Below are 12,147 nucleotides of genomic sequence, written 5' to 3'. Positions count from 1 at the left end.
TTATCCGTTGGATATCTCGATCAGTCTGTCGAGCACGGCGAGTGCCCGGCCGCTGTCGATGGCTTGCGCCGCCGTCGCCATGCCGTCGGCTAGCGTCGTCGCCTTGCCCGCCACCACCAGCCCGGCGCCGGCATTCATCAGCACCGTGTCGCGATAGGCGCCGGCAGCACCGCCCAGCATATCGCGCAACGCCTTGGCGTTGTAGGCGGCGTCGCCACCGCGCAACTCGTCTTTCGTGTGGCGCTTCAGTCCGACCGCTTCCGGGGTCAGCGTGAAGCTGCGGATCTCGCCGCCGGCCAGCTCCGCCACCTCAGTCTCGCCGGTGGTGGTGATCTCGTCGTAGCCGTCGCCATGGACGACCCAGGCATGGTCAGCACCCAGTGCCTTCAACGTCTCGGCCACCGGAATGATCCATTCCGGCAGGAACACGCCGACCATCTGTCTGCTGACGCCGGCCGGGTTTGAGAGCGGGCCAAGCAGGTTGAAGATGGTGCGGGTGCCGAGCTCGACACGTGTTGGGCCGACATGCTTCATCGCCGGATGATGCGCCGGTGCGAACATGAAGCCGACCCCGGCTTCGTGGATGCAGCGGCCGATCGTTTCCGGAGGGATGTCGATCTTGACGCCAAGCGCGGTCAGCACATCGGCGGAACCAGTCAGCGAGGACAGGCCGCGATTGCCGTGCTTGGCCACCGGGACGCCGCTGGCGGCGATGACGAAGGCGGATGCCGTCGAGATGTTGACGCTGTGCGAATTGTCGCCGCCGGTGCCGACGATGTCGATGGCGCCAACAGGGGCATCGACGCGCAGCATCTTGGCACGCATGGTGGCGACGGCGCCGGAAATCTCGCTCACCGTCTCGCCGCGCACGCGCAGCGCCATCAGGAAGCCACCGATCTGGCCGGGTGTCGCATCGCCCGACATAATGATGTCGAAGGCCTCGCGCGCTTCTTCGAAGGAGAGAGCGGCGCCGGTCGCGACCTTGGCGATATGGATCTTCAGCGCGCTCATCTGGTTCCGGCTTGGGCAACGGCAGTCTGGTCGATGCGAACGTCGTACTGCGTCTGCAACTGCGCTACCAACTGGTCGAGCAGATCGTCCGACATGCCTGAAGTGAAGGATTTTTGCGCATCGTCCGGCACCGAGCTGGCATCGGCGCCTGCCGGTTCGAAGACTTCGGCGACCTTGAACAGAATTTGTCCGTCGCTGGTCGGCGAGGGGATCAGTCCGGTGCCGCCTTCGCCGACGCCGAACATTGCGGCTGCACCCTCCTTGCCGAAATCGGCGTCGTCTGCTTCGCGCTTCAGGCCGCGCTTGGTCTGCTTCTCGAGCTTGAGCTCACCGGCGATCACGTCGAGCGTGGCTCCGGCCTTGAGACGCTTTTCGAGCTCGTTCGCCTTGGCGACAAGCCGTTTGCTGGTTTCGGTCGCCGTCCAGTCGGCAACCACCTTCTGGCGAACCTCGTCCAGCGTGCGATCGCGCGCCGGCGTAATCGACGCCACCTCGTAGAATACAAAGCCGTTGTCGGCGGTGGTCAGGGCCTCGTTCTCGATACCGGGCTCGGCGCTGAACACTGCCTTGATGAGCTCCGGTGATTCCGGCAGGTCCTTGACGATGCTGCCGTCCGGCCTCTGGCCGGTGCGATCGATCGCCTCGATGGTGATGACCTTCAGCTTCAGCTTGGCGGCTGCTTCCGGCAGCGTGCTGCCAGAAGCGCGGGTGTCTTCGTAATTGTCATGCACGTCCAGCAGGATGCGGCTTGCCTCGCCCAGCGCCAGATCCTTGCGGATCTGGTCGGATACCTCTGCCAGCGGCTTCACCACTTCGGGTTTGATCTCGGTGACGCGCAGCAGCACCGGACCAAAAGTCCCCTGAACGACCGGGCTGACCTCGTTGACGTTGAGCGCGAAGGCGGCGTCGGCCACCGCCTTGTCAGCGATCTTGTCCTTGGCCAGAGTGCCGAGCAGCGCGTCGGCTTGCGTCTTGCCCTCGGCGGCAACGATCTTGTCGAAGGTGGCGCCAGTCTTGAGTGAATCGAGCGCCGCCTTTGCTGCATCCGGTGTCTTGAACACCAACTGCTCGATGGTGCGCATCTCGGGCGTGGTGTAGCGCGCCTTGTTCTTGTTGTAATCATCGCGGATTTGCTGGTCGGTCACGGCGCTCACGTCCATGATGTCTTCCGGCTCGAGCCTGACATAGGAGAATTTGCGGTATTCGGGCGCCGCGTAGCTCTTCTTGTTGGCCTCGAAATGAGCCGACAGCGCGCTATCGGACGGCGCCTCGATCGGCTCGACCAGCTTTTTCGGCAAGCTCAGGTAGTCGATGGTGCGGTCTTCGCCGCGGTAGAGCGCTACAGCCTTGAGGAAGGTCTCGGGAGCCTTGAGGCCGTCCGAAATCGCCTCCACGATCTGCTGGCGCACCGCCACCTGGGCGCGATTCTTCAGATAATCCTCCGGTCGCATGCCGACCTGGCGCAACACGTATTCGAATGCCCTACGGTCAAACTGGCCGCCGGGGCCCTTGAAAGCCGGGTCCTCACGCGTCAGTTCGGCCAGCCTGTCCTTGGAGAGCCCAAGGCCGAGCTTGCGGGCCTGCTCGTCGAGGATGGCGCCCGAAACAAGCTGCGCCAACACCTGATTGTCGATGCCCAGTGCCGTCGCTTGCTCGCGGCTGATGCGTTGGCCGAATTGCTGCGCCATCATGTTGATTTGGCGATCGTAGGCAAGACGGTATTCGTTGATCGAAACCGTCGTACCTCCGGCAGTGATCACCGAACTATGGCCGCCCAGGCCACCCATCAGGCGCCCGGAGATGCCCCAGACGGCAAAGCTCAACACCAGCAAGGACAGCAGTAACTTTGCGACCCATGTTCCCGCCGCGCTTCTCAATGTACCAAGCATACTTACTTCCGATTTTTAACGCTTTTTCGCATGCGCCGAGTCTGAAACAAGCGCAATAGCGCCCTTCCGGCCCACTGTCGATTGCTTTGTGGCCTGTTTTTGATAGTGAGGGCTCTAGTGTCATCAGCCCCGAATGTCGCCAGGAGAAACAAACCCCATGACGCCTGGAATCCGCCCCCTCGTCGCCGGCAATTGGAAAATGAACGGCACCAGCGCCTCGCTCAACGAACTCAGGATGATCGGCAACGGTTTCATGAGTGGGCTCGACGCAGAGACGGAGGCAGTGGTCTGCGTTCCTGCGACCCTGCTTGCGCACGCAGCCGAAATCCTCTCGCGCACGCCGGTCCGGGCCGGCGGCGAGGATTGCCACCCCAAGGAAAGCGGCGCCTATACCGGGCGCATTTCGGCTGAGATGCTGAAGGACGCCGGTGCCAGCCACGTCATTGTCGGCCATTCCGAATGCCGCGCCGACCTGAGCGAGGACGATGCGACAATTCAGGCCAAGGCTGCCGCCGCATGGCGCGCCGGGCTTGTGGCCATCATCTGCGTCGGCGAGACGAGAGCTGAGCGCGAAGCTGGCGCCACACTCGACGTGCTGTCGCGCCAGGTCGCCGGCTCGGTGCCGCCAAACGCGACTGCCGCCAACACCATCATTGCCTACGAGCCGGTGTGGGCGATCGGCACCGGCTTGACGCCGACCGCCGCCGACGTCGCCGAGGCGCATGCGCACATCCGCCAAAAACTATCGGAGCAACTCGGAGGCGCGTCGGCAAAGATGCGCATCCTCTATGGCGGCTCGGTCAAGCCGTCCAATGCGATCGAGCTGCTTGGCGTGAAAAATGTCGACGGCGCGCTGGTCGGCGGCGCCAGCCTGAAGGCGGCCGATTTTCTCGGCATCGCCGAAGCCTATTTGAATATCTCGTAACTTTTCCCGCGCCTGTTATCAGGTCGCACGCGGGCCGGAATCGTTGCAAAGGCTGCGTTGCTTCCCATATTCCGGCCACGGGCTTGGAAATGCCATCAAAGCATTGTATTGAGCCGCCTCCAAATCACCGGTCGTATCCGCGGCCGCGCAAGGCCTTGCCAGGATAAATTATGGAAACCGTACTGATCGTCGTTCACCTCATGGTCGTGCTTGCCCTTGTCGGCGTGGTGCTTCTGCAGCGCTCCGAAGGTGGCGGTCTCGGCATCGGCGGCGGCTCGGGTTTCATGACTGCGCGCGGTGCAGCCAATGCATTGACGCGGGCGACGGCGATCCTGGCGGCAGCCTTCTTCGCCACCTCGCTGACACTGTCCATTGTTGCCCGCTATGGCGAGAAGCCCATCGACATCCTCGACCGCGCCCCCGCCACCTCGGATGGCGCCGGCAAGGGCGTGCTCAACCAGTTGCCCGGCACGACGGCACCGACGCCGCCCTCCGGCAACGATGCTGCGACGAAGCCGCCGGCGACCGCTCCCGCGACGCCGCCGGCAACGAATCCGGCGACACCGCCGTCGACGAACGGCGCCACCTTGCCGGTAACGCCACAGGTTCCGAACCAGTAATCGGCTGGCGTCTCTTGCCGCGACCTGTTGTTGTTTGAACACAGTCGCGGCAAATGCCGCAAGATTACGAAGATTCGACCCCGCACAGCGCCTTGGCGCGCTTGAGGCGTCTCAGCCTAATCGATTATAGATTGCGCGCGGCACTTTCGGCGTCCTTGGGGGACGCCGAGCGACGCCGTGGGCAACAAGCATTGAACGATCGGATCTTCGCCATGCAGCTTCGCAGCTTCATTTTCGCCGGCCTTTGTGCCGCGCTCAGCCTGAGTGCGCCCGCTTATGCGGCCATGCCGGCGGGCAATTCGGCTCCCAAGGCCGCAGTAACAACCGACATTGTCAACATCGCCGCCAAGAGCGATGCGGCGCAGCTGAGGCTCCTCAAGAAGAAGAAAAACCCGACCTCGGACGACCTTGCCCAGATCAGCAAGCTCGAAACCAAGATCGCGGCCGACAAGGAAGCCGCTCGCGCCAACGCACTCGAGGCCCGCAAGCTGGCGATGCGCGAGGCAGCGAAGGCCAAGGCCGACGCGGGACGGCAGGCATTCCTTGCCAGGAAGGGACAGTCGGTTGCGGCGGTCGAGGCCAAACCCGCCAAGAAGACCGTCAAGATCATCGAACCTATCGAACCGCTCGCGCCGATCCTGTCGGCAGAGCTGCTCCCGGCCGAGGCCATGAACGTCGCGCTGACCGGCAACAATGGCGAATTGCGCAGCGAGGCTATCGGGCAGAAGCAGAATGTCGGGCTTTTCGCCGGCCTGTTCGGCGGCACGTCCTCCTCCTCGATGTCGTTGCTTCCCGAGACGCGCGCGCTTGACGCCGCGCTCGAACAGAAGGAAGCCAAGCGGCAATTCAGGGTGAAGCCGGAGTTCGTGCCACAGGAAGTGGAATTCTCGGGCTACAATCCCGGCACCATCGTCATCGATACCAGCGCGCGGCGCCTCTACCTCGTCGAATCCTCGTCGACGGCGCGCCGCTACGCCATTGCAGTCGGCCGCGAGGGCCTGCAGTTCAAGGGTACCGTTGCAGTCGGCGACAAGCAGGAATGGCCGCGCTGGATTCCGACGCTCGATATGCAGAAGCGCGAGCCGAAGCATTACGGCCAGTACAAGGACGGCATGCCCGGCGGGGGCGAAAATCCGCTCGGAGCGCGCGCCATCTACCTTTACGACGGCAAGAAGGACACTCACCTGCGCATCCACGGCACCATCGCGCCGCAGTCGATCGGAACCAGCGCTTCCAATGGCTGCTTCCGCATGATCAACGAGCACGTCATGGACCTTTACCGCCGGGTGAAAATAGGCACCAAGGTCGTCATTATCTGACGTTTTAACAGATACTGCCGAAAGGGCCGGCTCAGCCGGCCTTTTTGTTTTGGCTCGTTCACCATCAGCGCCTTCTTGGGAAAAAACCTTCGCGGCGGTTTTTTCTCTGGCGGAATCAATTCGGCCGCGTTAAGCGATGACTCCCATGGCGCGATATGTATTCATCACAGGCGGCGTGGTTTCCTCACTCGGAAAAGGCATCGCTGCGGCGGCCCTTGGGGCTCTCTTGCAGGCGCGAGGCTATCGCGCACGCATCAAAAAGCTCGATCCCTATCTCAATGTCGATCCCGGCACGATGTCGCCGTACCAGCATGGCGAAGTCTTCGTCACCGATGACGGCGCCGAGACCGATCTCGATCTCGGCCATTACGAGCGCTTCACCGGCCGCTCGGCCAACCAGCAGGACAACATCACCACCGGTCGTATCTACAAGAACATCATCGAGCGCGAGCGACGCGGCGACTATCTCGGCGCAACGGTGCAGGTCATTCCGCACGTTACCGATGAGATCAAGAATTTCGTCCTTGACGGCAATGACGACTATGATTTCGTGCTGTGCGAGATCGGCGGCACCGTCGGTGATATCGAGGCAATGCCGTTCCTGGAGGCGATTCGCCAGCTCGGCAACGACCTGCCGCGCAACAACGCCGTCTACGTCCACCTGACGTTGATGCCCTACATCCCGACGGCCGGTGAACTGAAGACCAAGCCGACCCAGCATTCGGTCAAGGAACTGCGCGGCATCGGCATCGCGCCCAATATCCTGCTGGTCCGCGCTGACCGGCCTATCCCCAAGGAAGAGCGGCGAAAGCTGTCGCTGTTCTGCAACGTGCGCGAGAGCGCGGTCATCCAGGCGCTCGATGTGCCGCACATCTACGACGTGCCGATGGCCTATCACAATGAAGGGCTGGATTCCGAAGTGCTGGCCGCCTTCGGCATCGATCCGGCGCCAAAACCGCGCATGGAGCGCTGGCAGGCGGTCTCCAACCGCATCCACAATCCGGAAGGCGAGGTGACCATTGCCGTCGTTGGCAAATACACCGGCCTCAAGGACGCCTACAAATCGCTGATCGAGGCGCTGTCGCATGGTGGCCTCGCCAACCACGTCAAGGTCAAGCTGGACTGGATCGAAAGCGAGATATTCGAGAAGGAAGATCCGGCGCCATGGTTGGAAAAGGTGCATGGCATCCTTGTTCCCGGCGGCTTTGGCGAGCGCGGCTCCGAAGGCAAGATCCTTGCGGCGAAGTTCGCGCGCGAGCGGAAAGTGCCGTATTTCGGCATCTGCTTCGGCATGCAGATGGCCTGCATCGAGGCGGCACGCTCGCTGGCCGGTGTCGAGAATGCGTCATCGACCGAGTTCGGCCCGACCACGGAGCCGGTTGTCGGCCTAATGACCGAATGGCTGAAGGGCAACATGCTGGAGAGGCGCAGGGAGACCGGCGACCTCGGCGGCACCATGCGGCTCGGCGCCTATCAGGCGGAACTCGCCAAGGGCTCGAAGATCGCCGAGATCTACGGCGATACCCAGATTTCCGAACGCCACCGCCACCGCTACGAGGTCAACGTCGACTACAAGGAGCGGCTCGAGGATTGCGGCCTGGTCTTTGCCGGCATGTCGCCCGACGGCGTGCTGCCGGAGACGGTGGAATATCCCGACCACCCCTGGTTCATCGGCGTGCAGTACCATCCGGAGCTGAAAAGCCGGCCACTCGACCCGCACCCGCTGTTTGCCAGCTTCATCGAGGCGGCTGTGGAGCAGAGCCGGCTGGTCTAGTCCCACGGCTCAATTGCCATGCAAACCTATGTCGCGCTGCTCTACAGCATCATCCTGGGCGAGGGGCGGCGGGTCGTCATGTCCGATCTCAAGGCCATGGCGGAAGGCCTGGGGCTGAACAACCCGCGCACGCTGGTGGCGACCGGCAATCTGGTCTTCGAGACGCAAGAAACAGAAATCGCCGCGCTGGAACAACGGCTCGAGGCGGCATTCGTGAAAACCTTCGGCCGCCATGTCGACATCATCGTGCGCCGTGCGGGCGACTGGTTGACGCTTGCTGCCGGCAATCCATTTCCCACCGAGTCGCTTGCTGCCGCGGACCAGGTGGCGGTGCGCGTGATGCGCAAGCCCGTTGCCGCCGAAGCGATCGCGGCGCTGCAGGCCTATGTCGGCAGGGACGAAAAGATGTTAGCCGTCGGCGGCGACATCTGGATCTTCTTTTCGCGCGAGCCCCCGAATTCCCGGCTGCTCGCGGCGACAAGCCACAAACGTCTCGGCATCGGCACCTCGCGCAACTGGAATACGGTACGCAAATTGGCCGAGATGGTCGCCGGATAGAGGTGGGGCGGCTCGCGCCGCCCCGACCGAAGCGTCAGGCCTTCGCCGTCTTGGCTCTGGCACCCAGTTCCATGGTACGCAGCACGTAGTAGATCGCGCCGGCGATGGCCACGCCGAAGAACCAGCCGTAGACGCCCCACCACGACGGCAGCCAGTTGGTGAAGTTCGGCAGGATCGAGGAAAAGATCGCACCAATCCCCGCGGCGATGAAGGCGTTGACATGCCAGCCGCCCTGGAAGCGGAACTCGCCGTCTTCCCGGTAGAGCGCATCGACGTCGACCTCGCCCTTCCGGATCAGGTAATAGTCGACCATCATCACGCCGAAGATCGGTCCCATCGTCGCGCCGATGGTGTTGACGAAGGAGGCGGCGCTGCCTTCCCACGGCGCGAAGGGATAGAGCACCAGTGCGATCAGCGCCGCGATATAGCCGCCCTTCTTGAAGTCGATCTGCCGCGGAAAGACGTTGGAGAAATCGAACGCCGGCGACACGAAGTTCGCCACCACATTGATGCCGAGCGTTGCCACGGCAAACGTCAGGGCCGCGAGCGCCGCCAGGAACCAGCTGTCGAATTTCGCCGAGATCTGGTCGGGATGCAGCAGCACTTCGCCATAAACGTCGAAGGCGGCAATGGTGGTGACCCCGGCGACCAGCGAAAACAGGATGAGGTTGACCGGCAGGCCCCAGATGTTGCCCTTGCGCAGCGATGCCTTGTCCGGCGCATAACGGGCGAAATCGCAGAAGTTGAGATAGAGCGCCGAGAAATAGGTCACCCAGATCGCCGCCACCGCAAACAGTGAAGTCCACGAGCCCGGTGTGCCCGGCACGCCCGCATCCTTGGTCTTGACGAGCAGCACGTCCATCGGGATGTCGCTGGAGAAGGCGAAGGTGCCGGACTTGACGCAGAGATAGATCGCCAGGATCAGCATCATCACCCACACAGCGGGGCCGGCCCAGTCCTGGAAGCGGCGCACCGTTTCCATGCCTTTCTGGATGATCAGCAGTTGCAGCGCCCAGATGACCGCGAAGCAGATCACTTCGAGGCCCGTATGGCCTAGGAAATGCGTATTCTGGTTGAAGTCGGCAAACCATTGCGAGCGGATCAGCAACGCCACGATCGCGCCCGACGCTGCAGCTGTCTGCGCACCGTACCAGAAGCAGGCGACGATGGCGCGCACCAGCGCCGGTATGTTGGCGCCCCAGATGCCGAAGGATGCGCGGGCAAGCACGGGGTAGGGCACTCCGGTCTTCACGCCGGCATAGCCGACCATGTTCATCAGCGCATAGATGATCAGCGAACCGATGCCGATGGCGATGATGAAATTGACGAAGCCGCCGCAGAACAGAAACAGGCTGGCCGCCAGATAGTAGCCCCAGAGGCTGTGGACGTCCGATGTCCAGACGTTGAAGATCGAGAATGGTCCCCAGTTTCGAACCTTCGCCGGAGCAAGATCCTCGTTATACAGGTCAGGTGATGCACCTTGTATGGTCATGCTAAGTCCTCCCCTTGATTGCCGCACGTGCCCCACACGTTGGCAGTGCAGGTTAGGCCTGACGCAAGGGAACCGGCAAGCGATCCACTCGCCGGCTTTGGCCTTAAAGACATTCAACGAGAACCACGCTTATCGGCGCGGCCAAATGGATTGCCGTTGACGTTTTGACATGTCGATGATTCGAGTATCGGCCGATATCGCAGAGAGACCTAAAGCCCGGATGGCTTTCCGTTTGGTCACTTTTTAGCAGTGGGCGATTTTTCTCTGGCACAAAATGGCCAATTGGGAGTTTAATGCGGTTCGATCGAGCGGAGGCGATCGACCGGGAGGTAAACGATGGACCGCTTGCAATTCTTTACGCCGGTGCGGATTTCGCACGGGGCGGATCAGCCTGTGGAAGAAGTGGACAGTGTTGCCGAAGCGATGGCGTTCTTGCGGAAATGGCCAACAGGACGGCGCGGGCCTGTCTATCAATGCGCCCTGAATTGCTGCTCCGCGGCCATGGCTGGCCGGATGTCGGCCGAGGAAGCGAGGAAGGCCTTTACGGGCTTTGCTCGCATCACTCGTCTGCTTGACGACGACATGGCACTGCCGATAGGCGGCGACGCTAGGGATAACGTATACGCGCTGAGGCGATAAACGCCGATCCGGTTGTTTCTGCATTTTGACGGTTGCGTCATAGCGGGACGCCGCCGACGATGGTGATTGTTTGGGTCACGGACCTGCTTTGAGGAAGGCCCGGGAAAAACCCGGTTGCACCGCTTCTATCGTTCCATCGGGCAACTTCAAGAGCCGGTCGATCGCGATGCCGTAGAGCCGCAACCGGTCGTCGAGCAGCCGCACTGCTTCGTCGATATTGCCTTGTTCGGCCTTCAGCAAGGCGCGGTACATTACATCCCGAAAGATCAGCCGCAGCTGCAGGAACATCTCGGCGAAAGCCTCAGGGTCGGGCACATCGAGAATGCCTTCCTCGCTTCCTTTCCTGAGCAGATCGGTGATTATCGGCACGGCCAGTTCCCTGGCCGCCTGGTCGACCCTGTGGAAGAGGGCAAGGTTCTCGGGCCGGAACAGGACGAAGAACGTCTTGCGCAATTGCGGCGCAAGCTCGACGTTCAACCGTCGCGAGCCGGCAAAGAGCGCATTGAGCCGGCCAATCCCATCAAGTGACGGGTCGTTGAGCACAGGCTGCAGTTCGGCAAGGCTGTCACGTGCGAGGCGTGCGGCGAGCGCCTCCAGCAGGGCCTCCTTCGATGCGAAGTAGTGATAGAACGCGCCCTTCGACAGACCAGCCTCGCGAATGATGTCGTTCACCGTCGTATTGTCGTAGCCACGCTCGAAGAACAGCCGCTGGGCACAGTCGAGAAGCTCGGCGGATCGTATCTCAGGCTGCTTTATCACTCGAGGCAAATCGATCCTCACTGAGCATGGCTTAGGTCGGGTAAGAGGAGCACGAACCGTTTCTTTGTGCAACTTTTATAGACCGACGGTCGGTCTAATGCTATATCTCTAGTCCCGCGACGTTCGGATTCGATCATGCTGGGAGAGTTTCTTGCGGCTGACACGCTGGATCATCGGCATCGCGCTTGTCGCGGCAGCCGGCTTCATCGCCTGGTATCTATGGCAGCCGGCCAAGGTTTCGGTCGTGACGCTACGGCACGGCGACGCGGCGGAAATCGTTTACGCCAGCGGCTCGGTCGAGCCGCGAACCTGGGCCAAGGTGGCCCCCGTGGTCCGCGAGAGGATCGTCTGGCAATGCAATTGCGAAGGGGCGAGGGTTGCACAGGGCGACGTACTCGCCAGGCTCGACGACAGTGAGGCACGGGCGGCGCTTGGCGAGCTCGAGGCGCGTCAGTCGCTTGCCAGCGAGGAATTTCGGCGGCTGAGTGTGCTTGCGGAAAGGAATGCGGCGAGCCAGCAGGCGCTCGATCGTGCGCAGAGCGAGCTTGGCCAGATCGAAGCGCTGGTCGTCGGACAGAAGGCACGGCTCGAAACCTACATTCTGCGTGCGCCGAGCGCCGGTGTCGTGCTCAGACAGGACGGCGAGGTGGGCGAGGTCGCCGAGCTCGGCACGATGTTGTTTTGGGTCGGCGAGCCGAAGCCGCTACTGGTCGTCGCCGAGGTCAACGAGGAGGACATACCCCGGGTCGAGGTCGGCCAGCGCGCGCTGCTCAAGGCTGATGCGTTCCTTCAGGAGAATCTTGAGGCGGTGGTCGACAGCATCACCCCCAAGGGCGATCCGGTGACGAAGACCTATCGTGTCCGCTTCCGGCTGCCGGACAACACGCCGCTGCGGATCGGCATGTCGACCGACGTGAATATCATCATCCGCGTCTCGAAAAATGCACTGCTGGTCCCATCCGTTGCAATCCAAGGCAACAAGGTGTTCACAGTCGAGGGCGGCAAGGCCTTGCGGCGTGAAATCCGGACGGGCATTCGCGGCACCAACGGCGTCGAGGTCCTGTCAGGCGTCGACGAGAAAGCTCGCATCATCTCGCCCTATCCCGCCGACCTCGCCGACGAGGGGCGCGTGAGCGTCGCCGCCGCCCAGGAGCGATAAGC

The 12,147-nt window shown here is 62.4% G+C and carries 11 protein-coding genes; 7 read left to right on the top strand and 4 right to left on the bottom strand.

Annotation, left to right across the window (positions count from 1 at the left end):
• Positions 1 to 1,011, bottom strand: coding sequence for an anthranilate phosphoribosyltransferase (trpD, locus tag EN859_RS01155; protein WP_127852009.1), 1,011 nt, complete (start codon positions 1,009 to 1,011; stop codon positions 1 to 3).
• Positions 1,008 to 2,900 carry a peptidyl-prolyl cis-trans isomerase gene (locus EN859_RS01150; RefSeq protein WP_127852008.1) on the bottom strand — a complete coding sequence of 631 codons (1,893 nt, stop codon included), beginning with the start codon at positions 2,898 to 2,900 and terminating at the stop codon, positions 1,008 to 1,010. The genes trpD and EN859_RS01150 overlap by 4 nt, the downstream gene beginning before the upstream one ends.
• Before the next feature lie 157 nt (positions 2,901 to 3,057).
• On the opposite strand from EN859_RS01150, the gene tpiA reads away from it, so the two are divergent.
• From tpiA to EN859_RS01125, 5 genes are all read left to right on the top strand, one after another.
• Positions 3,058 to 3,825, top strand: coding sequence for a triose-phosphate isomerase (gene tpiA, locus EN859_RS01145; RefSeq protein WP_127852007.1), 768 nt, complete (start codon positions 3,058 to 3,060; stop codon positions 3,823 to 3,825).
• Positions 3,826 to 3,995: 170 nt separating this feature from the next.
• Positions 3,996 to 4,445, top strand: coding sequence for a preprotein translocase subunit SecG (secG, locus tag EN859_RS01140; RefSeq protein WP_127852006.1), 450 nt, complete (start codon positions 3,996 to 3,998; stop codon positions 4,443 to 4,445).
• Between the two features lie 212 nt (positions 4,446 to 4,657).
• Positions 4,658 to 5,764: a L,D-transpeptidase family protein gene (locus EN859_RS01135; protein WP_127852293.1), complete on the top strand. Its 1,107-nt coding sequence runs from the start codon at positions 4,658 to 4,660 to the stop codon at positions 5,762 to 5,764.
• Positions 5,765 to 5,909: 145 nt separating this feature from the next.
• Complete coding sequence (locus EN859_RS01130; protein ID WP_189501613.1) at positions 5,910 to 7,538, top strand: CTP synthase; 1,629 nt, start codon at positions 5,910 to 5,912, stop codon at positions 7,536 to 7,538.
• Positions 7,539 to 7,556: 18 nt separating this feature from the next.
• Complete coding sequence (locus EN859_RS01125; RefSeq protein ID WP_127852004.1) at positions 7,557 to 8,096, top strand: DUF1697 domain-containing protein; 540 nt, start codon at positions 7,557 to 7,559, stop codon at positions 8,094 to 8,096.
• Positions 8,097 to 8,130: 34 nt separating this feature from the next.
• Here EN859_RS01125 and EN859_RS01120 read toward each other — a convergent pair whose 3' ends face one another.
• Complete coding sequence (locus tag EN859_RS01120) at positions 8,131 to 9,588, bottom strand: NCS1 family nucleobase:cation symporter-1 (protein WP_127852003.1); 1,458 nt, start codon at positions 9,586 to 9,588, stop codon at positions 8,131 to 8,133.
• Positions 9,589 to 9,924: 336 nt separating this feature from the next.
• On the opposite strand from EN859_RS01120, the gene EN859_RS01115 reads away from it, so the two are divergent.
• Entirely contained in the window at positions 9,925 to 10,227 is a 303-nt protein-coding gene (locus EN859_RS01115) for a DUF982 domain-containing protein (protein WP_127852002.1), read from the top strand.
• 75 nt (positions 10,228 to 10,302) lie between these two features.
• On the opposite strand, the gene EN859_RS01110 is transcribed toward EN859_RS01115, so the two are convergent.
• The gene (locus tag EN859_RS01110) at positions 10,303 to 10,995 is read right to left on the bottom strand and encodes a TetR/AcrR family transcriptional regulator (RefSeq protein WP_127852001.1); all 693 of its coding nucleotides are present in this window, start codon (positions 10,993 to 10,995) and stop codon (positions 10,303 to 10,305) included.
• 142 nt (positions 10,996 to 11,137) lie between these two features.
• Here EN859_RS01110 and EN859_RS01105 point away from each other — a divergent pair, with 142 nt between their 5' ends.
• Complete coding sequence (locus EN859_RS01105; RefSeq protein WP_127852000.1) at positions 11,138 to 12,145, top strand: efflux RND transporter periplasmic adaptor subunit; 1,008 nt, start codon at positions 11,138 to 11,140, stop codon at positions 12,143 to 12,145.
• Positions 12,146 to 12,147 lie beyond the last annotated feature (2 nt).

Source organism: Mesorhizobium sp. M00.F.Ca.ET.216.01.1.1, assembly GCF_004010325.2.
Lineage (GTDB): Bacteria > Pseudomonadota > Alphaproteobacteria > Rhizobiales > Rhizobiaceae > Mesorhizobium.
This window is presented reverse-complemented; position numbering and strand designations above follow the sequence as displayed.

Bases quoted from the DNA above. Each gene is read 5' to 3' on its own strand.
- trpD (WP_127852009.1), bottom strand. From the start codon at position 1,011: ATGAGCGCGCTGAAGATCCATATCGCCAAGGTCGCGACCGGCGCCGCT.
- EN859_RS01150 (WP_127852008.1), bottom strand. From the start codon at position 2,900: ATGCTTGGTACATTGAGAAGCGCGGCGGGAACATGGGTCGCAAAGTTA.
- tpiA (WP_127852007.1), top strand. From the start codon at position 3,058: ATGACGCCTGGAATCCGCCCCCTCGTCGCCGGCAATTGGAAAATGAAC.
- secG (WP_127852006.1), top strand. From the start codon at position 3,996: ATGGAAACCGTACTGATCGTCGTTCACCTCATGGTCGTGCTTGCCCTT.
- EN859_RS01135 (WP_127852293.1), top strand. From the start codon at position 4,658: ATGCAGCTTCGCAGCTTCATTTTCGCCGGCCTTTGTGCCGCGCTCAGC.
- EN859_RS01130 (WP_189501613.1), top strand. From the start codon at position 5,910: ATGGCGCGATATGTATTCATCACAGGCGGCGTGGTTTCCTCACTCGGA.
- EN859_RS01125 (WP_127852004.1), top strand. From the start codon at position 7,557: ATGCAAACCTATGTCGCGCTGCTCTACAGCATCATCCTGGGCGAGGGG.
- EN859_RS01120 (WP_127852003.1), bottom strand. From the start codon at position 9,588: ATGACCATACAAGGTGCATCACCTGACCTGTATAACGAGGATCTTGCT.
- EN859_RS01115 (WP_127852002.1), top strand. From the start codon at position 9,925: ATGGACCGCTTGCAATTCTTTACGCCGGTGCGGATTTCGCACGGGGCG.